Below are 19,958 nucleotides of genomic sequence, written 5' to 3' on the forward strand. Positions count from 1 at the left end.
GAGAGATGCGTTCCATTGCTAAGGCACCCCTGGGATGTTGATTTTTTCGATGTTGTTGGTCGTGTTTCCGCTGTTCTTCACGCCGCTGTCGTTAAGGTCGTAGTTAAAGCCCACGCCAATCCCTTTGTTGATCGGAAACAGCCGCGTAAAGTACATATCCACGGCCTCCACCGTCGCGCCGATGCCCGACTGCGGCACGAAGATCAAATCGCCGCGCTGCAACGCCACCCGCGGGTGATTGGGGTTGGTCAACATGCTCTCCAGGCTGATGAAGTACGTCCTGTACTTGCCATCTGGCCCGGTGCGCAGCAAGGCCACGTTGGAGGCATCCGCCGAGGGCAATACACCACCGGAACTGAGCAGTGCCTGCTCGACGCTGACGTTGCCGGCCAGGTCGAAAAACGCCGGGTTAGACACCGCACCGCCGATAAACACCTTGTTGCTCGGTGCGCTGGCGATGTTCACCGTCACCGCGGGTTCGCGGTAGATGCGCTTGTACTTCTCGGTGATTTCCTTGCCCAGGTCTTCGGGCGTGCGCAGGGCGGCCTTGACCCGGCCAATATTGGGTACCGAGATCACGCCGTCGGGGCGCACGACGAATACGGTCATGTCATCGGCCGCCGCCGGTTCCTGGGCGTCGCGCACGATCCGCAGCGAGTCGCCGGTCTGGATCAGCACCTGGGGTGGTGGCAGGTCGGCCAGGGTCAGCGCCGCTTGATGGCCGGCCTTGAGCGTATTGTTGTCAGGAAGCGGCACCCGCGCAGGGGTCGAACAGCCCGCCAGCCAGATTGAGGCACTCAAGAGGCTGAGCAGGGTAAGACGGGAACGTCGGTTGGTAGTCTTCATGACGGCTCAAGTCCAGTAGGTGGAAAACATGCCCAGACGCCGTTTAAGCGAGTTGGGCAAGTGGCGTTCAAGGTGGCCGAGGCGATAACCCAGCAATTTAAAGGCGCTGCGCATTACTACTTCTGGCGCACGGTGCAGCGCGTTCGCCTCGCGCAATGCGCGCAGTTCGGCCAGCACATAACGCTTACCTTCGCCGCCGGCGTCGCCGAACGCCTGGCGAATCCACGCCTCGCGGCCGTAGAACACACCGATATCGAAGTAGCGCTTGAACTCGTCCAGCAAGCGGTAATCGTGGGAGTGATAAACCTGCGCACTGGCGGCGTAGCGCACCTGGTAGCCGGCCAGCAAGATGCGTGCGGCGACGTAGGCGTCTTCGCTGCCAATCACATCCTGGGGGAAACCACCCACCGCCTGCAGGGCGCTGCGTCGGTACACCGAAAACGAGTCGGAGCTGAAGCAGGTCTTGATCCCCAGCTGCGGTGCATCGGCCAGGCTTTTGCTGCGGCTGGCCGCCGGGTAATTGAAGTGCCGCGACTGTGCCCCCAGCACCCCTGCACCGGGGTGCGGCAGCTGCCGTCCATAGGCCACGCCATTGAGCGGCTCCAGTTGCAATTCGGCGATCAGGTTGGCGAACGTCTCGACCGTGGCGGGGATTGCGTCCTGAGTCATGACGATCAAAGCGTCGCCGCCCACCTGTTCACTGGCCCAGCGCCGAGTGCCGCCGTGGTTGAAGTCGCGGGCATCAATCACCTCCACGCGCGCGCCAAACTCGCGAAAGCGCGCCACGGTGTCATCGCTCGATGCGCTGTCGACCACCAGCATCTCGTCCGGTTGCAGGGTTTGCATGCGCAGCGCCGGCAGTAAGCGGTCCAGATGGCTGGCCGCGTTGCGGGTGGGGATGATCAGGGACGTGCGCATCAGGGTTTCTCTTCCACCGGCGCGCGGCCGTAGATGTCGTCATAACGCACGATGTCGTCTTCGCCCAGGTACTCACCGCTCTGTACCTCAATCATCACCAGATCGATGATGCCGGGGTTGGTCAGGCGGTGTTTGTGGCCGGCGGGAATATAGGTGGACTCGTTCATATTGAGCAGGATTTCGCGCTCGCCATTGGTGATCATCGCTGCGCCGCTGACCACCACCCAATGCTCGCTGCGGTGATGGTGCATTTGCAGGGACAGCGAGCCTTTTGGCTTGACCACAATGCGCTTGATTTTGAAGCGCGTGCTTTCTTCCAGCACCGTGTAGGTGCCCCACGGGCGGGTGACTGTGCGATGCAGACTGAACGCCGGGTGATTCTGGCGCTTGAGTTCGGCGACGATATAGCGCACGTCCTGGCTGCGGTGCGCGTCGGCGATCAACAGTGCGTCCGGGGTGTCGACGATGATCAGATCGCGCACGCCCACTGCACCGAGTACCCGCTTGGGCGAGTCGATGTAGCAGTTATGCACGTCGTGCAGGATCGCCTCGCCATTGATCTGGTTGCCATTGTCATCACTGGGGGTGAGTTGGCGCAGCGCTTCCCAGGAACCGATATCGCTCCAGCCAATGTTGCAGGGCACGACCGCGACCTTTGCGGATTTTTCCATCAGGGCCACGTCGATGGAGATGTCCGGCGCGGTACCGAAACCTTCCGGGCTCAGCTCACGCTGGCGACTGCTGCTGTTCTGCAGGCTCTGGCTGTGCTCGAGTGCGGCCTTGGCTGCGTCCAGCACTGCCGGGGCGTGGCTGGCCAATTCTTCCAATAGGCTGGCCGCCTTGAAGCAGAACATGCCGGCGTTCCACAGGTGCTTGCCGCCGTCCAGATAGCCTTGGGCGGTGGCCAGATCGGGCTTCTCGACAAAGCGCCGGACCTGAAACCCGGCCCCCAACGCTGCGCCTTGTTCGATATAGCCAAAGCCGGTTTCGGCACGGTCAGGCTGAATGCCAAAGGTCACCAGGTAACCGGCCTCGGCCAGCGCACGGGCTTTTTCCACCGCTTGGACGAAGGCCGTTTCATCCAGGATCAGGTGATCGGCGGGCATCACCAGCAACTGCGCTTCAGCGCCGAAATGCTCCTGCACATGCAAGGCGGCCACGGCGATGGCGGCGGCGGTGTTACGGCCAAACGGCTCCAGCAGCAGCTCCAGGGCCAATCGCTGGGTGTTCACCGCGCGGTAGTCGTCGAGGGTGCGAAACAGCAGGTCGCGGTTGGTTACCGTCAGGATGCTGTCCACCCCCGGCAAGTGACTGGCGCGCAGGAAGGTCTTCTGCAACAGGCTCTGGTCGTCACGCATGCGCATGAAGGGTTTGGGCATGTTCTGCCGCGAAACCGGCCACAGCCGCGTGCCCGAACCACCGGAGATGATGCACGGGATCAATCCGTTAAGAGGGTTCATCAATAGACTTCCTTGGTGGAAAGGACGGCCGGAACCGTCATGAAAACGATGTACAGATCCAGCCACACCGACCATTTGGCGATGTATTCCAGGTCGTATTCGACGCGCTTCTGGATTTTGAACAGGGTGTCGGTCTCGCCACGGTAGCCATTGATCTGTGCCCAGCCGGTGATGCCTGGCTTGACCCGGTGGCGTGAGCTGTATTCGCTGACCGCTTGCTCGAACGGAATCCCGGCGGCCTTGGTAGCCGTGGCGTGGGGGCGCGGGCCGACCATCGACATATTGCCCAGCAGCACGTTGAACAGTTGTGGCAGCTCATCAATGCTGGTCTTGCGAATGATCCTGCCTACCCGGGTGATGCGCGGGTCCTGGCGTGTGGTCTGGTTCTCGGCGTTGAGGTCGGTCTGTTCGACGTACATCGAGCGGAACTTGAACACTCGGATCAGGTTGTCGTTGTAGCCAAAGCGCTTCTGGCGAAACAGCACCGGGCCCTTGGAATCGAGTTTGATCGCGATGGCCGTCGCCAGCATCACCGGTGACAGCAACAACAGGCCGAGGCTGGCCAGCAGCAGGTCTTCGCAACGCTTGATAAAGGGTGACCAGCCGCGCAGCGGCAACTGCGAGGTGTTGAACATCAGGATGCCGCCCACATCGGTGATGCGGTTATGCCCATAACGCAAGGCAGCCATGTCGGGCACCAGCATGACGTTCACCGACATCTGCCGCAGGCGTTTGACCAGCCCGTTGATACGCTGCTCGGCAGCCCAGGGCAGGGTGATCATGACCTGGTTGACCTGTTCGGAGCGGATCAGCTTTTCCAGGTCGCGGGTATTGCCCAGCAAGGGCAGGCGGCTCAATTCCTTGGGAATGCGCTCGGTACGGTCGTCGATAAAGCCGATCAGGCCGGAACGGATATCGCTGTTGCGCGACAGGTGTTCAGCCACATGCACCGCCGTCTCGGTAAAACCCAGGATCACCGTACGCTGCAAGAATTTGCCGTTCTTCATCAAATGGCGATACAGGCGCAGCATCAATATCCGCTCCACGCCAAACAGCACCAGGCTCATGGAGAACCAGGCCGCCAGGTTGCGTGGGCTCAACTGTGGGAACAGGAGCAGAATCTGGTACATGAACAGCAGGATGCAAAACGCCGAGACCCAGGCCACCAGCATCACGCGAAAACGCAGGCGATTGCTGAACAGATCCTCGGAGTACACCCCCAGGGCCTGGAACAGAATGATGGTCAAGAGCGCAAAGAATACCAGCAGGCCAAGGTAGTGGTTACGCATGTGCTCGGCGACGGGTTCCGGGTAGAACAACAGGATAATTGCCGGCACTACAGCAGTGAGGCCGTGGATCAGTTTTACGAAGACGACAAAAAACTCAACGAAACCGGGACGAGTCAAAAACAGGCTATCGACCGACGATTTACCGCGCATAGATCAGATCCTCAATACACCACCAGAACGTTCCTATTCGTTTTGCTCATCCATAAGGCAGGTTTGCTTTACAAGTGGTGCAAATCGAACAACTGCAGTTGCTGGGTAATACGTAATGCCTGTTCAGACGCAGGAATTTACGGAGTGATGGCTAAATAGTGGCTTCCTTGAGGTTCCGTGTCAATGATTTGGCTTTTTTTGCCGTTGCCTTCAATGGCTCTCATGAGGCCCCCATGATATGACGATTTATTGACATGAGAGGCCGTGCTTTCAGAAAAATCGAGAATCGATGATGGCTTTTTGGAGTGTAGGAACAAACGTGGGGATTTGCCTGCCAGCGAAAAAAAGCTTTTTTTTGACAGAAGCAGGGCGGGGGAAGGGGTGTTGTCGAACCAGAGCCGGCTTGCCGGCTCTGGTGCAAGGACTGCTGATGTTTAGAAGTTGCCTTTGAGGCTCAGCGTGAGGTTGCGCGGCTCTCCATAAAGATTACCCCAGCCTGAGGTACCCACGGTCTGGTAGTAGTTTTTATCGAACAGGTTGTTGCCGTTGAGCGCCACAGTCCAGGTGTCGTCCACCTGATACGCAATGCGCGCATTCCACAACGCATACCCGGCCTGTTCCAGTTTGATAGTTTGCAACCGGTAGTTGCTGCTTTGGGCGTTGACCCCTGCGCCGACTGTCCATTTTGACAGTGCACCGTCCAACTGGTAGTCGCCCCACAAACGCAGCATATGCCGGGGTACGTAGGTGTTGGACACCGCGCCTTCGGCTGCGCTGTCGATGTTCTTCAGGTTCTTGGTTTGCGTGTAGGTGTAGCCGCCAAACACTTGCAGGCGTTCAAGCAATTCGCCGCTCAGCTCGGCCTCGACCCCTTGGGCGCGAACTTTGCCCGTGTCGGTGTAGCAGTAGCCGTCGGAGGAACTGCCGCAGCGGGTCTCGAAATCGGTTTGGGCGGCGTTTTTTTCGATCGCGCGAAACAGCGCCAGGGAGCTGTTGAGGCGCCCGTCAAACCATTCGCCCTTGATACCCAGCTCATAGTTCTCACCCATTTTCGGCTTGAGCGCCGAACCGCTGACCGTGGCGTAGGAGCTTTGTGGCTGGAAGATATCGGCGTAGCTGGCGTACACCGAAAGGTTGTCATTGAGGTCGTAGATCAGCGCGGCAAACGGCGTGACCACGCCGGTTTCCTTGGTGCGTGCATCCTGGTCGGCCCACTCGCCCCAGGCCAGGTTCAAGGACTCACGGCGGTTTTCATACCAACTGACGCGACTGCCGAGAACCAGCATCAACGGTTCGGCCAGGCGCAGGCGCAAGGTGGCGTAGGCGCCGTATTGGGTGGCGGTTTCCTTGACCGTGCCGCCACGGTACATGTTGGGCCAGAAGGTATCGTCGGCAGGTTCCGGGAAGTGGTGGTTGGGGTTGAAAACGCTTTGGCGCTGGGGCAGGTTGCGGATCGCGTAGACATCGTCCTGGGTGCCACGACTGCCATTGGCGCCGAGGATCAACTCATGTTGCAGGCCAAACGCTTCGAATTGACCATCAATGTAGGCATCCAGGCCGTAGTCCTTGTGATCGTAATCCAGCAGCGCGGCGTAGCTGGTGAGCGTAGGGGCCGGGTTGCCATAGTCCACGGTGCTTTCGCTGGCGGCGTATTTGATGTCTTGCAGGTTGCGGCTATGCACGGCGCTGACTTTGAGCTTCCAGTCGTCGTTGAAGTGATGGGTCAGATCGGCGAACAGCGTGGTGCGCTGGCTTTGCCAATCGTTCCAGGCCTGGCCCAGGCAGGTGGAGCGGCTCAGGCCGAGGCTTTTGCCGTCGCGGTAGCGTGGCAGGCCGCTCCAGCACGGTGTGGCGTCGACATCCTCATAGCTGGCGCCGAAGCCTAGGGTGGTGTCAGGGCTGACATCCATGTCCAGCGCCGCGTAAAACGCCTGGTCCTGGCGCTTGGCAAGGTCCATGTAGGAGCCACGATTCTGCTGGCTGACCGACGCACGGCCGCGCACCGTGCCGCTGTCGTTCAACGGGCCGCCGGTGTCGAGTTCGGCGTGGTAGTTATCCCAGGTGCCCGCCGACAGCCCGAGGCTGGTGGTCGGGGTGGCTTGGGGCCGCTTACGCACGAAGTTCACTGCACCGCTGGCGGTGCCGGCGCCCTTGAGCATACCGGCGGCGCCTTTTAGCACCTCTACCCGGTCATAAATCGCCATGTTCGCGCTGAAACTGTCGGCCTGTATGTAGTCCTTGCCGATGTCTAGCGGCACACCATCGAACTGGTACTGACCGAGCATCTTGAAGCCCCGGGAGTAAAAATACTTGCCGCCCATGGGCGACTCGTAGCTGGTGATCCCTGGTGTGCGCTCCAGCAATTGGTCGATGGTGGTGATGTTCTGGTCATCCATCAGCTTGCGGGTCATCACGCTCACCGATTGCGGCGTGCGTCGCAGGCTGTGTTCGCCCTTGCCGATGGTCACCGCACCGGTGGTGTAGGAACCGCTGCCTTCGGTGGTGGCGCCTAGACGATCACCAGTGATGGTGGTGGCGCCCAGGTTCAGTGCCGAGCCGGCTTGCTGCTGAGGTAGCAGTAACCAGGCGTTCTGGCCCTGGCTTTGCGCCTGCAAACCCTGGCCCTGAAGTAACTGGCTCAGGGCCTGTTGTGGGGCCAGGGTGCCGCTCAGCCCCGGGCTGCTTTTGCCGGCCACGCTGCCCGCGTCATACGACAGGCTGATACCGGCCTGCCGCGCAAACTGATCAAGGGCGCCGGCCAGAGGCCCGGGCGCAATATTCCAGGCGCGGGCCTGGCGCTCGCTGCCGGGTTCCTGGGCTGTTGCGGTATACGGCAAAGCGCTGGCTGCCACGCACGCGCCAAGAAGAGTGGCATTGAGGGCGTGTCTGAGGGGGGAACGCTTGGAGGGGAACGCTTGCATGACCGCGGGATGCTCCTGAAGGAAGTGGACAACACCGGCCTGTTGATCGGCCTTTCCTTACAGGTCGAATGGCAATGAGAATTCACCTCATTTATTTTCGGCCGCTCAAACCCGAGCGGAGACGGTCACCCAATAGGGGCTGCGGTAGGTCACATTGATCGACAACGATTGCGCCACCAGCTTGAGTACCTGATCGGTGTCTTCCAGTTGATAGGTGCCCGAAACCCGCAGCCCCGCGACGGCTTCGCTGCAACGGAGCAAGCCGTTGCGGTAGCGGCCCAGTTCGGCCAGGAAGTCGTCAAGGCGCATATTGTGGGCGCTGATGACGCCGTCGCTCCAGGCCCAGGGATCCAGGCCATTGGTGGGAGAAGGGCGAATGCCGCTACGGTTGAACAGCACCTGTTCGCCCGGCTTGATCATTTGGCGTGCGCTGGCGTCATGGCTGTCGGCATACACCGCGACCGCACCCTGCTGCACAGCCAGCAGCGTGCCTTGGGCTTCTTCACGTACCACAAAGCGCGTGCCGAGGGTGCGCAGGTAACCATCGCGGGTGTGCACCCAGAACGGACGGTTGTCAGCGCCGGTATTGACCAACACTTCACCCTGACGCAGGTTCACCAGACGCCGGTCGGCATTCAGGGTGATATCGATGGCACTGGCGCTGTTGAGCTGGACCTTGCTGCCATCGTTCAACGCCACCCAGCGCCGCTCGCCGGTGGCCGTGCGGTAGTCCGCCATCAGGGCGGGCAGGGGCGTGTAGCCGCGACCCAGCCAGGCCAACCCGGCGGCGCCGGCAAACAAGCCCAGCAGCTTCAAGCCTTCACGCCGACTGATACGTTGGCGCGCGCCATCGAGGGCATGGCGACTGACATGCGCCGGCAGTTGGGTGAAGTCGTCATTCATGGTCGCCACGCGCTGCCACGCCAGTTGATGCGCGGCGCTGGTGTGCAGCCACTGCTCAAAGGCCGCCGTGCTGGCGTCGTCAGCGGTGTTGAAGCGCAGCTTGATCATCCACTGGATGGCCTGGTCCACCAGGCGCGGATCAGCATTCGGCATAACGTAACCGATAGCAGGCGTGCAGCGCCTTGGACAGATCACGCTCCACCGTGGCCTTGGACACGTCCAGGCGCAGGGCGATTTGCGCGCAGGTCAGGCCGTCCAGTTGGGCCAACAGAAACGCCTCGCGCACCCGTGGCTTGAGCTGGTCGAGCAAACGGTCGATGCGCGCCAGGCTGTCGAGGATCAGCAGGCGGGTTTCTTCGCTCGGCACCTCGACTTGAGGAAAGTGCGCCAGGCTTTCCAGGTAGGCACGTTCCAGTTCGCGGCGTCGGTATTGGTCGATCATCAAACTGCGCGCGATGCTGCTCAAGTAAGCACGCGGCTGCTGCAGGGTTTGTTGCTTGCGCGCGTTGAGCAGGCGCACAAAGGTTTCCTGCGCCAGGTCAGCGGCGTGTTCACGGCAGCCGGTGCGTCGGCTCAACCAGCCGCGCAGCCAGGAGTGGTGGGCTTGGTATAGCTGGCCGATGGCGGCATGGTCCAGTGGGTGATCGCTCGACATGGTCATCCTGGCGCAGCAGGCTTAATTGATAATGTTTCGCATTCTAGACGTTGGTTGTGGCATTCAGCAATCACTGGTTTGCTGCGTCAGTAATGTATCCAGCACAATTTTTGTAGAGCCTGCGAGCGCCGTGCTGACGCTGATCGCGAGTGTGTTTCACGTGCTGCTGGGCATGTTTGGCGGGGGGCTCAGCCGCTTCTTCGCCAAACGCACCAAAAGCGCCTGGCTGCAGAAGTGGGGTTTGGCGGCGGTGCTGATGGCGTTGGCCGTGCGCTTGGCGGTGATGTCGCGTCCTGCCTGACGACACGCGGGAAGCCAAGCAGGTTTCTGTGTGGCGAGGGAGCTTGCTCCCGTAACGGCCTGCCAGTCGATGCTCATTTACCTGACACCTCGCAATCCAATTGTGGGAGCTGGCTTGCCTGCGATGGCGGCCTGACAGGCGATGCTTCTCTACCTGACACCCCGCGATCCAAATGTGGAGCGGGCTTGCTCGCGAAGGCGGCCTGACAGCCGACACAGTCATACCGAGTACATATCCATTCCTGCGGTAACGGCCACTTAGGGTTCCGCCCTGACAGCGGCTCACTTTTGAACAGCGTGTCCGGTCCGTACAGGTTGAAGGTTCGCAACGCAGTGTGGTGTTGGGGATTTGCCGGATGGTAGAGGGCGTTCAGTTGCTGGTTGATCGGGTAGTAGAGGGAGGCGGCGAGACGCGAGCGCAGTAACGGCGATGCCTGTCAGTTAAGAAACAGCGCTGTACTGTGGCGAGGGAGATTGCTCCCTCGCCACGGATGAACATTCAACCCAACCGTGCAGCCGCCCGCGCCACAATCTCCCCACGCACTCTGCGTGACTCCACCGTGCGCTTGTTGGCTTCCTCCAGTACATATCGGGGCGCAGTCTCCGGGCGGCCGGAGTCAAACGGTGGGGCCGGCGCATATTCGATCTGCAGTTGCACCAGTTGCGCCGCCGCTTCGCTGTACAACTCTGCGGCCAGGGTCAGGGCAAAGTCGATGCCGGCGGTGATCCCGCCGCCGGTAAACAGGTTGCCGTCACGCACCACGCGCTCGTGCACGGGAACAGCACCGAGCGGGGCGAGCAGGTGGTGGTAGGCCCAGTGGGTCGTGGCCTTGCGACCGCGCAGCAGCCCTGCCGCGCCCAATACCAATGAGCCGGTGCACACCGAGGTCAGGTAGCGCACTGTCTGTGCCTGGGCCTTGAGAAAATCCAGGGTTTGCGGGTCTTCCATCAACGGGCCCACACCGGCGCCACCGGGTACGCAGAGCACATCCAGGTTCGGGCAGTCGGCGTAAGTAATGGTCGGCGTGAACACCAGGCCAGTGCTGGAGGTGATCGGCGCGAGGTCTTTCCACACAAGGTGCAGCTTCACGTCTGGCAGCGAACCGAGGACATCATAGGGGCCGGTCAGGTCCAGTTGCTGGATGCCGGGGAACAACAGAAAGCCGATCTGCAAGGTCATGGTGCAAGCTCCGAAAGAAATGGACGACCGCACTGTAGAAGCCTAGGCTTTGGCGGGTACGCCATTGAGCCCACTAATCACGCCAATCATGCCCAAGATTATTCATGTACTCGCTTTTGAAAATGCCCAGGTGCTCGATGTCACCGGGCCTCTGCAAGTATTTGCGTCGGCTAATGACCTGTTGCGCCAACGTGGTTTACCGTTGCCCTACGCGGTGAATGTGATCGCCGCTCAGCCTGAACCGGTGAGGACTTCTGCCGGCCTGGCGCTGCTGGCTGAACCGCTGCCCGCCATCGACGCGCCTTGCGATACCCTGGTGATCGCCGGTGGCTGGGGCGTGTACGCTGCCGCCGAAGACCCGACACTGGTGCAATGGGTGCGCGATAAATCCCGGCACACCCGGCGCATGGCTTCGGTGTGCACCGGGGCCTTTCTGCTGGCCGCCAGCGGTTTGCTCGATGGTTGCCGCGTGGCCACGCACTGGACGCGGTGTGAAGAACTGGCGCGCAAGTTTCCCGCGCTCACAGTGGAGGCCAATCCGATTTTCATCCAGCAGGGCGCGGTATGGACGTCTGCTGGTGTGACCGCCGGGATCGACCTGTGCCTGGCCCTGGTAGAGGATGACCTGGGGCGCGGCATTGCCTTGGAAGTGGCCCGCCACTTGGTGGTGTTCCTCAAGCGCCCTGGCGGTCAGTCGCAATTTAGCGTGACGTTATCCCTGCAAAAGAGCGACAGCCGCTTTGCCGACCTGCACGCTTGGATCGCCGACCATCTGACGCTGGATCTGAACATCGCCACCCTGGCAGCCCAGGCTGGCATGAGCGAGCGTAGCTTTGTGCGCCATTACCGCGCCGAGACCGGCCAGACCCCGGCACGGGCCGTGGAACTGATCCGTGTCGAAACCGCGCGCCGGCAATTGGCAGACAGCACGACCTCCATCAAACGTATCGCCATGCAGTGCGGTTTTGGCTGTGAGGAGACTTTGCGCCGCAGCTTTGTGCGGGCCTTGTCAGTGACGCCTCAAGCTTACCGGGAGCGTTTTTCACCGCTCCAGTAGTTCCAGCAATGCTTCAAGCGTGACCTGGGGCGCTTCCTGGAAAACATTATGACCAATGCCTGGCAAAACCAGTCGGCGATAAAAACCGCTGAAGTGATCCACATCGTCATCCTCAAGCGATGGCGGGCCCACACCGTCGTCGGCCCCGCATAACGAAATGCTGGGCACCGTTATCGCCGGTTGCTTTACCAATGCCTGCTCAATGGATTCCAGCGCGGGATCACCCGGCGCATACATGAAACGATGGCGGTAAGAGTGAATCACCACCGCGACAAAGTCCGGGTTATCAAATGACGGCGCAGTCTTGCCATACAGACTTGGCCCTTCACGCCAGGTCGGCGACCAAAGCCGCCATAACAACTCACACAGCTCTTGTCGATTGGCGGTCAAACCGTCGACCCCACGCTGGGTGTGGAAGTAATACTGGTACCACAATCGATGCTCGGTTTCCGGTGCCCGAGGCTCAAGGGACTTGGCGATGTCCTGGATGTTGTAACCGTCCCCCGTCACCAAGCCGCGTACCCGCTCGGGCCATAGCGCCGCGACAATACACGCCGCGCGCCCACCCCAGTCATACCCGGCGAGCGTGGCCTGCTTAATGGACAGCGCATCCATGAAATCCAGCAGGTCCTTGGCCAACGCCGCCTGTTGGCCGGAGCGCATGACCTGGTCGTTGATAAACCGCGTCGGGCCATAACCGCGCAAATAGGGGACCAACACCCGATAACCACGCTCGGCCAGCACCGGCGCGATTTCGTCATAACCGCGAGGGTCATAAGGGAACCCATGCAGCAGGATCACCGGCTCGCCTGCGATAGGGCCGTGGGTTTCATAAGCCACGTCTAGCATGGACGTGCGCACGTACAACAACGGGGCAGGGGACGTCAGGGTTGCCATACAGTCTTCTCCCCACTGAGTTTGCGGTCCAGGAACGTTGCCGCACTGATCAATGCCAAGTGGCTCAACGCCTGAGGTGTGTTGCCCAAGTGCCGAGCCTGGCTGTCGAATTCTTCGGCGTACAGTCCCAGCGGGTTGGCGTAGCGCAGCAGCTGTTCGAATTCCAGGTGGGCCTTTTCCACTTGCCCGGCGCGGGCCAGGCATTCGACGTACCAGAACGAGCAGGCGGCAAATGCGCCTTCTGTGCCTTGCAGCCCGTCGATCTGGCTGTCGTCATTGCGGTAGCGGTAGACCATGCCGTCGCGCACCAGGCTTTTCTGGATCGCTTCCAGCGTCGCCAGCCAGCGCGGGTCGGTGGCCGCAACGAAGCGCACCAGCGGCATCAACAGCATCGAGCCGTCCAGCGCCGTACTGCCGATATGCTGGACGAAATGCCCGCGTTCTTCGTTCCAAAAGTTGCTCCAGATGTCGGCGTAGATAGCCTGGCGTGTCTGGTCCCAGCGCGCGAATGGGGCGGGCAGCGAGCGTTTGGAGGCGAGGCGAATAGCACGGTCCAAGGCCACCCAGCACATCAGGCGCGAGTGCAGAAAGTGGTGTTGCTCGCCGCGCATTTCCCAGATACCTACGTCTTTGCGGTTCCAGATCTCACACACTTGGTCGACCACTTCCACCGTATGTTTCCAGCCTTCGTGGGAAATGGCTTCGCCGTACTTGTTGACCAGATACACCGCGTCCATCAGTTCGCCGTAGATATCCAGCTGGATCTGGTCGAACGCTTCGTTGCCCACGCGCACCGGCTGGGCGCCGCCGTGGCCGCGCAAATGATCGAGTGTGGTTTCCGGCAACTCCTGGCGACCGTCGATGCCGTAGAGAATATTGATTTTGGTCGGCTGGCCGCAGCAGTCGCTGACTCTGCCTTTGAGCCAGCGCATATAGGCGTTGGCTTCCTCGACAAACCCCAGGCGCATGAACGCGTAGACGGTAAACGACGCATCGCGTATCCAGGTATAGCGGTAATCCCAGTTGCGCTCGCCGCCGGGGCTTTCCGGCAGGCCGAAGGTGGCGGCGGCGATGATTGCGCCGTGCGTGCGCGAGGTCAAAAGCTTCAACGCCAAGGCTGAGCGGTTGACCATTTCGCGCCAGCGCCCTCGGTAATTGGACTGGGAGATCCAGCCGCGCCAGAACTTGAGGGTGCGTTCCAGGTACAGGTCCGTGCAGTTGTTGACCACCCGCGGATCATCCTGGCCGCCGAGCACAAATTCGGCGCCCTCGTCCTGGGCCAGGGTGAAGCGGGATACGACTGCATTTTCTTCGAGGGTCAGCGGGTGGCTGCCTACCAGGCGCAGGCCGGGCTGACCGTCGGCGCTGAACAGCACGCCGCTGTCATCGGCTGTGGTGTGGGTCTTGGCACGGGCGTAGTCGTGGCGCACGGCGCAACGCAGGTGCAGGTTGGCCCGGCCGCTGACCACCCGTACTCGGCGAATCAGCAAAGGCAGCTCGTCGACCTCTTCGCTGACCGCCAGCAGGTCGGTGACTTCTACCACCGCCGCGTCGCTGAGCCAGCGTGTTTGCAGCACGTTGGTGTCAGGCAGGTAGATCTGTTCGCGGCGGGCGTTGGGCAGGTCCGGGGTAAGCTGGAAGGTGCCGGCGTCGGGCGTGTCGAGCAGTGCGCAGAAGATCGACGGGCTGTCGAATTCCGGCCAGCAGAAAAAATCGATGCTGCCGCGGTCGTTTACCAGTGCGGCACTGCGCATGTCGCCGATGATGCCGTGGGCATCGATGGCGCTTTGGGGTTCTTTTTTCAGATCAACCATTGCCGCGAAACTCCGGGTAAAGGCTCATGCCACCATCGATGAACAGCGTGCTGCCGACCACGTAATCAGAAGCATCACTGGCCAGCCACACCACTGCATTGGCCACATCTTCTACATCGCCGACGCGACCGTAAGGAATCAATTTGAGCAACTCTTTCTCCGCAGCGCCTTCAGTGGCTGCGCGGTTGATCGCCGTGCGAATCGCCCCCGGCGCAACGCCGTTGATGCGGATACGTTGCTCGCTGACTTCCTGGGCGAGGGTGCGCATCAGCATCTCCACGCCGCCCTTGGACGCTGCATAATTCACATGCCCGGCCCACGGAATGACTTGATGCACCGAACTCATATGGATGATTTTGCCGGCCGCTCGTGACACCCCCTCACGAACGCCCTGACGATTGAAGATACGTACCGCCGCTCGGGCACAGAGGAACTGCCCGGTGAGGTTGACACCGATCACGGTGTTCCAGTCCTCAAGGCTCATGTCGACCAGGTTGGCGTCTTTTTGCAGGCCGGAGTTGGCCACCAGAATATCCAGGTGGCCGAAGGCATCGAGGGTCTGCGCGAACAGGCGCTCGACATCGGCCTCCTTGGACACATCGCCACCGATGGCAAGCGCCCGACCGCCGTTGGCATTGATCTGTGCGGCAAGGGCCTCGGCGGGGGCCGCCTGGGAGTTGTAGTTAAGCACCACTGCCGCGCCCGCGTCGGCCAGGGCTTTGGCTGCGCCAGCACCGATACCGGAACTGGCGCCGGTGACCAGAGCCACTTGTTGCTGCAAGGAAATCTGCATCGCCCACCCACTGTGTTTATCCGAGTCCTTTCAGCTGACTGGCGGCGGGGAGCGGAAGTTCACCGCACGGCTTTTACGCCTAGACCGCGGGCCGCAGGTGTAGCGCCGGGGCGCAAGGCAAAGGTTTATCGTAATATGCTGAAAACAAAAGGTAAGGGATGGAGCAAAGGAATGTGTATGTCGACACGCACCCCAAGGATGAAAAGTTTACTCATTGGCTTATCAGCCGTTTTATCACTGGCTCAGACATCATTGGCTGTTGCGGAAAACAGCAATGGAAAAACGCTCTATCTACAGCGATGCGGCGTGTGCCATGGACCCGATATAAAGGCCACCGGGCCATTGGCTAAAAAAAGCAATCCCCCCACGCCTGACCTTACAACCGCCGCGTTCAAACAGCGGCTGCATGATTATCCGGGCGTGATCGTCTCGTCGATAATACTTCGCCCAAATGGCAACCTGATTCCAAAAACGTTGAAGGACAACGGTGTGAAGATAGCGCCGCACGCGTGGAGCGTTCAGGATTTCCGCGATCTGCATCAATACATGAGTAGCGTGATTTCAAAAAGTTGAGGGGTTTGAGTGCGGCGGGCGTACCGGCGATGGACAGCAATTGCCCCACTTAATAGGAAGCATTACTATTCACGCCCCGCCTCCTCAGTGCCTTCGCGATGATTCCTCAGCCTCCCCGCAGAACAGGCTTTTTCGAGCACTACGAAGAGTTGATCGGCACCTGGACGCGCCGCTTGAGGAACCGTCAGCAAGCCGAGGACCTGACCCACGACACTTTTGTGCGAGTGCTTGAGTCCGACGCCAGCGAGGTTGCACAACCACGCGCCTACCTGCATCAAACCGCGCGCAATATCGCGGTGGACGCCTACCGGCGCGAAGAGCGCCGCGAGGCGTTGACGTTGCAGGCCGTTGATCAAGCCCCCCACAGCGGCGATCCGGAGCATTACATGCACGCGATTCAGTTGGCCGACTCCATCGAGCGGGCCCTGGTCGAGTTGCCGCTCAACTGTCGCAAGATTTTTATCTGGCAGAAAATCGAGGGGCTCACCCAACAGGAAATCGCCGTGCGGCTGGGGCTGTCTAAAAACATGGTGGAGAAGTATATGATCCGCACCCTGCGGCATCTGCGTGACCGCCTGGATGCAATGGCGCCATGACCCGCTTTGAAACAGGATCTTCCACGATGGATAAGCGTGTCCGTGACGAAGCGGCGCAATGGTTTGTGCGCCTGCAAGACGGCCCGTTGAACGCCGAAGAACGGCAACGTTTCGAGGCCTGGCGTGCCGAGCAGCCCGAACACCAATATGAATTCGATGTGCTGCAAGGGCTTTGGAGCGCCACGGATCTGCTGCCCCAACCCCGTTTGCAGGCTTTGTGCGATGCGCCGGCCGAGCGCCCCAGGGGTGGGGCGGTGTTGCGCTATGCGGTAGCGGCCGGTGTGGTTGCCATTGCCGTGGGCCTGGGTTTGTTCAGCGGGCTGGGCCAGTCCAAGCCCTACAGCGCCGAGTTCACTACCCGGGTGGGCGAGCAGCGCCAGGTGGCCTTGCCCGACGGTTCTGTGATGGACCTCAACAGCCGCAGTGTGGTTGCGGTTCACTACGAAAAAGGTCGGCGGGGCATTGAGCTCAAGCAGGGTGAGGCGATGTTCAGTGTCGAGCACGACGTCAGTCGCCCGTTCGTGGTGGCCGCCGGGGCAGGGCAGGTGACGGTCACCGGCACACGCTTCGATGTGCGTCGCGATGACGACCGCACCCGCGTGGTGGTCGAGACCGGCACCGTCAAGGTGCAGGGACGAGCGTCGGCTCAAGTCGTGACGCTCACCGCCGGCCGGGGCACTCATGTCGATACTCAGGGCGAAGTGGCTGCGGCCTATGCCGTAAACCCTGAAGAGCTGACCGCATGGCGCACCGGCAAACTGGTGTTCAACAACGCTAGCCTGGCCGAAGTGGTGCGGGAAGTGTCGCGCTATCGCGAGCAACCGTTGCGCATCACCACGGCAGCGGTGGGCAACCTGCGTCTGACCAGCGTGTTCAACGCCAGTGACACCGACGCCTTGCTCAAAGCCTTGCCACATATTCTGCCGGTTGCCTTGCGCACTTTGCCGGACGGCAGCCAGGAAATTATTTCACGCTGACATTCAGGTTTTTTTCGCATTGTTCGTCTTCTCCTGCAACTGCAACTGGTTTGCATTAACAGCCGCACACTTTTGCGATCACAGGACTAGGTTCGACGTGAAAAAACTCGCCCTCCACAACAATAAAACCTCCCGCTGGGCGCCTCTCGCCCTGGCTATCGCAGTCAGCATCGCGCTGCCTGCCGCACAGGCTGGCGAAGGCGTTCATATTCGCGCCCAGCCCCTGGGTGCAGCCTTGAGCCAACTGGGCCAGCAGACCTCCCTGCAAGTGTTCTTCAGCCCCGACATGGTCGCCGGCAAGCAAGCCCCAGCAGTGGATGGCAACCTCTCGCCTGAACAAGCCCTGCGCCAATTGCTGGAAGGCAGTGGGCTGGATTACCAGATCGACGCAGGCTCCGTAACCTTGCGCACGCTGAGCTCCGGCACTGGCGAAGCTGGCTCGCCGCTGGAACTGGGCGTCACCGACATCAAGGTGGTGGGCGACTGGCTCGGCGATGCCGATGCCGCCGTGGTGCAAAACCATGCGGGTGCACGCACGGTGGTGCGCCGCGAAGCCATGGTGGAGCAGGGCGCGATGAACGTCGGCGACGTATTGCGCCGCGTGCCTGGCGTGCAGGTACAGGAATCCAATGGCACCGGGGGCAGCGATATTTCTCTCAACGTCGGCGTACGCGGCTTGACCTCACGCCTGTCGCCACGCTCCACCGTGCTGATTGACGGCGTACCGGCAGCCTTCGCCCCGTACGGCCAGCCGCAACTGTCGATGGCGCCCATTTCCGCCGGTAACCTTGACAGCATCGACGTCGTGCGTGGTGCCGGGTCCGTGCGCTATGGCCCGCAGAACGTCGGCGGCGTGATCAATTTCGTGACCCGCGCCATCCCGGAAAAATTCTCCGGGGAAGTCGGCACTACCCTGCAAACGTCCGCCCACGGTGGCTGGAAGCACGTCGAAAATGCGTTTATCGGCGGCACCGCCGACAACGGCATCGGCGCCGCGCTGCTGTACTCCGGGGTCAATGGCAACGGCTATCGCAACAGCAACAATTCCAACGACATTGACGATGTAATCTTCAAGACCCACTGGGCGCCGACCGATCAAGACGACTTCTCGCTCAACTTCCACTATTACGATGCCAGCGCCGACATGCCCGGCGGCCTGACCCAGGAGCAGTTTGACGCCAACCCGTACCAGTCGGTGCGCGACTGGGACAACTTCAGCGGCCGCCGCAAGGACGTGTCCTTCAAGTACATCCGCCAGATTGACGACCGTACCCAGGCTGAAGTGCTGACCTACTATTCCGACAGCTTCCGAGGCAGCAACATCGCCAACCGCGATCTGAAAACCCTCAGTTCCTACCCACGCACCTACTACACCTTCGGCATCGAGCCACGGGTGTCCCATGTGTTCGATGTGGGCCCCAGCACGTAGGAAGTCAGCGTTGGCTACCGCTACTTGAAGGAAGGCATGCACGAGCAGGCCACCAGCCTTAACCTGGTCAACAACGTACCCACGCCAGGTGGGCAGAGCGACGGCCACGTTTATCAAGACCGCACCGGCGGCACCGAAGCCAGCGCTTTCTACATCGACAACAAAATCGACATCGGCCAGTGGACCATCACGCCGGGCATCCGCTTTGAAGACATCCGCACCGAATGGCATGACCGCCCGGTAGTGGCCTTGAACGGCAAGCGTACCGAGGAAAAACGCCGCGAGATTCACAACAATGAACCGCTACCGGCCCTGAGCGTGATGTACCACGTCAGCGACGCATGGAAACTGTTCGCCAACTACGAAACCTCCTTCGGCAGCTTGCAGTATTTCCAGTTGGGGCAGGGTGGTACCGGCAACCAGACCGCCAACGGTCTGAACCCGGAAAAAGCCAAGACCTACGAGATCGGGACGCGCTACAACGACAGCATCTGGGGCGGCGAAGTGACGCTGTTCTACATCGACTTCTCGGATGAACTGCAATACGTCAGCAATGACGTAGGCTGGACCAACCTCGGCGCCACCAAGCACGCCGGTATCGAAGCGTCGGCCCACTACGACCTGTCCAATCTTGACCCGCGCCTCGACGGTCTGACCGCCAACGCCGGCTTTACCTACACCAAGGCCACCTCCGAGGGCGACGTACCGTTCAAGGGCCGCGATCTGCCGCTGTATTCCCGTGAAGTGGCGACCCTGGGCCTGCGTTACGATGTCAATCACTGGACGCACAACCTGGACGTCTATGCTCAGTCTGGCCAGCGTGCGCCAGGCACCGGCACCACCTATATCACCCAAGGCACCGCTGACGGCCAGTACGGTGATATTCCGGGTTATGTTTCGGTCAACGTGCGCAGCGGTTATGACTTCGGTGCGCAACTGTCGAACCTGAAACTTGGCGTGGGGGTGAAAAACCTCTTCGACCAGCAACATTACACACGCTCCAGCGACAATAACGCCGGGATATACCTGGGCGAGCCGCGCACGTTCTTCGTACAGGCAAGCGTTGGATTCTGATCTTCGGTTGATGGCAATAATCGCAGCCCAAGGGTTGCGATTTTTTTTGCCCGCGCCCGGCGTAATGCAAGCCTGCCTGATCTGTTTCCTACACCGTCAAAGCACGTATTGTTGCTGCGTCAGGAA

16 protein-coding genes and 2 pseudogenes are annotated in these 19,958 nt (G+C 60.8%); 7 read left to right on the top strand and 11 right to left on the bottom strand.

Going from position 1 to position 19,958, the window contains the following annotated elements:
* Positions 1–18: 18 nt before the first annotated feature.
* From LJX92_RS09720 to LJX92_RS09750, 7 genes are all read right to left on the bottom strand, one after another.
* Positions 19–846: a polysaccharide biosynthesis/export family protein gene (locus LJX92_RS09720; RefSeq protein ID WP_228309662.1), complete on the bottom strand. Its 828-nt coding sequence runs from the start codon at positions 844–846 to the stop codon at positions 19–21.
* Between the two features lie 6 nt (positions 847–852).
* Entirely contained in the window at positions 853–1,764 is a 912-nt protein-coding gene (locus LJX92_RS09725; protein WP_228309663.1) for a glycosyltransferase family 2 protein, read from the bottom strand.
* Positions 1,764–3,224 (bottom strand): mannose-1-phosphate guanylyltransferase/mannose-6-phosphate isomerase, encoded by a 1,461-nt coding sequence (locus tag LJX92_RS09730; protein WP_228309664.1) that lies wholly within the window; start codon positions 3,222–3,224, stop codon positions 1,764–1,766. The genes LJX92_RS09725 and LJX92_RS09730 overlap by 1 nt, the downstream gene beginning before the upstream one ends.
* Positions 3,224–4,663 (bottom strand): undecaprenyl-phosphate glucose phosphotransferase, encoded by a 1,440-nt coding sequence (locus LJX92_RS09735; RefSeq protein ID WP_032876885.1) that lies wholly within the window; start codon positions 4,661–4,663, stop codon positions 3,224–3,226. The genes LJX92_RS09730 and LJX92_RS09735 overlap by 1 nt, the downstream gene beginning before the upstream one ends.
* A 434-nt stretch (positions 4,664–5,097) precedes the next feature.
* Positions 5,098–7,584, bottom strand: coding sequence for a TonB-dependent siderophore receptor (locus LJX92_RS09740; RefSeq protein ID WP_228309665.1), 2,487 nt, complete (start codon positions 7,582–7,584; stop codon positions 5,098–5,100).
* Between the two features lie 105 nt (positions 7,585–7,689).
* The gene (locus tag LJX92_RS09745) at positions 7,690–8,640 is read right to left on the bottom strand and encodes a FecR domain-containing protein (protein ID WP_228309666.1); all 951 of its coding nucleotides are present in this window, start codon (positions 8,638–8,640) and stop codon (positions 7,690–7,692) included.
* Entirely contained in the window at positions 8,627–9,142 is a 516-nt protein-coding gene (locus LJX92_RS09750) for a sigma-70 family RNA polymerase sigma factor (RefSeq protein ID WP_103735423.1), read from the bottom strand. Before LJX92_RS09750 ends, LJX92_RS09745 begins: the two co-directional genes overlap by 14 nt.
* A gap of 130 nt (positions 9,143–9,272) precedes the next feature.
* Between LJX92_RS09750 and LJX92_RS09755 the strand changes: the two are divergent.
* Together LJX92_RS09755 and LJX92_RS27085 are read left to right on the top strand one after the other, a co-directional pair.
* Positions 9,273–9,443, top strand: a pseudogene (locus LJX92_RS09755) (LysE family translocator); the annotation flags it as partial.
* 337 nt (positions 9,444–9,780) lie between these two features.
* Positions 9,781–9,867, top strand: a complete 87-nt coding sequence (locus tag LJX92_RS27085) for a hypothetical protein (protein WP_371920297.1) — start codon at positions 9,781–9,783, stop codon at positions 9,865–9,867.
* 74 nt (positions 9,868–9,941) lie between these two features.
* Here LJX92_RS27085 and LJX92_RS09760 read toward each other — a convergent pair whose 3' ends face one another.
* Complete coding sequence (locus LJX92_RS09760) at positions 9,942–10,622, bottom strand: DJ-1/PfpI family protein (RefSeq protein WP_223019142.1); 681 nt, start codon at positions 10,620–10,622, stop codon at positions 9,942–9,944.
* A gap of 88 nt (positions 10,623–10,710) precedes the next feature.
* On the opposite strand from LJX92_RS09760, the gene LJX92_RS09765 reads away from it, so the two are divergent.
* On the top strand, positions 10,711–11,679 hold the full coding sequence (locus LJX92_RS09765) for a GlxA family transcriptional regulator (RefSeq protein ID WP_228309667.1): 969 nt from the start codon (positions 10,711–10,713) through the stop codon (positions 11,677–11,679).
* Here the strand turns inward: LJX92_RS09765 and LJX92_RS09770 are convergent.
* Genes LJX92_RS09770 through LJX92_RS09780 form a run of 3 tightly spaced genes read right to left on the bottom strand, consistent with a single transcriptional unit; the run spans position 11,665 to position 15,183 of the window.
* Positions 11,665–12,576, bottom strand: coding sequence for an alpha/beta fold hydrolase (locus LJX92_RS09770; RefSeq protein ID WP_228309668.1), 912 nt, complete (start codon positions 12,574–12,576; stop codon positions 11,665–11,667). The two genes, LJX92_RS09765 and LJX92_RS09770, sit on opposite strands and share 15 nt — an antisense overlap.
* Positions 12,564–14,390: a glycoside hydrolase family 15 protein gene (locus LJX92_RS09775; protein WP_228309669.1), complete on the bottom strand. Its 1,827-nt coding sequence runs from the start codon at positions 14,388–14,390 to the stop codon at positions 12,564–12,566. The genes LJX92_RS09770 and LJX92_RS09775 overlap by 13 nt, the downstream gene beginning before the upstream one ends.
* Positions 14,383–15,183, bottom strand: coding sequence for a glucose 1-dehydrogenase (locus LJX92_RS09780; protein ID WP_103735428.1), 801 nt, complete (start codon positions 15,181–15,183; stop codon positions 14,383–14,385). Before LJX92_RS09780 ends, LJX92_RS09775 begins: the two co-directional genes overlap by 8 nt.
* Before the next feature lie 198 nt (positions 15,184–15,381).
* On the opposite strand from LJX92_RS09780, the gene LJX92_RS09785 reads away from it, so the two are divergent.
* The 4 genes and pseudogenes from LJX92_RS09785 (at position 15,382) to LJX92_RS09800 (ending at position 19,832) form a co-directional block, all read left to right on the top strand.
* On the top strand, positions 15,382–15,756 hold the full coding sequence (locus tag LJX92_RS09785; RefSeq protein WP_164699550.1) for a c-type cytochrome: 375 nt from the start codon (positions 15,382–15,384) through the stop codon (positions 15,754–15,756).
* A gap of 98 nt (positions 15,757–15,854) precedes the next feature.
* A complete protein-coding gene (locus LJX92_RS09790; RefSeq protein ID WP_228309671.1) occupies positions 15,855–16,352 on the top strand; it encodes a sigma-70 family RNA polymerase sigma factor in 498 nt (165 codons plus the stop codon).
* 26 nt (positions 16,353–16,378) lie between these two features.
* On the top strand, positions 16,379–17,329 hold the full coding sequence (locus LJX92_RS09795; protein WP_228309672.1) for a FecR family protein: 951 nt from the start codon (positions 16,379–16,381) through the stop codon (positions 17,327–17,329).
* A 97-nt stretch (positions 17,330–17,426) separates the two neighbouring features.
* Positions 17,427–19,832 (top strand): annotated as a pseudogene (locus LJX92_RS09800) (TonB-dependent siderophore receptor).
* The last annotated feature ends 126 nt before the right edge of the window (positions 19,833–19,958 follow it).

The sequence above is a fragment of the Pseudomonas sp. HN8-3 genome, from assembly GCF_020790195.1.
Classification (GTDB): Bacteria; Pseudomonadota; Gammaproteobacteria; order Pseudomonadales; family Pseudomonadaceae; genus Aquipseudomonas; species Aquipseudomonas synxantha_A.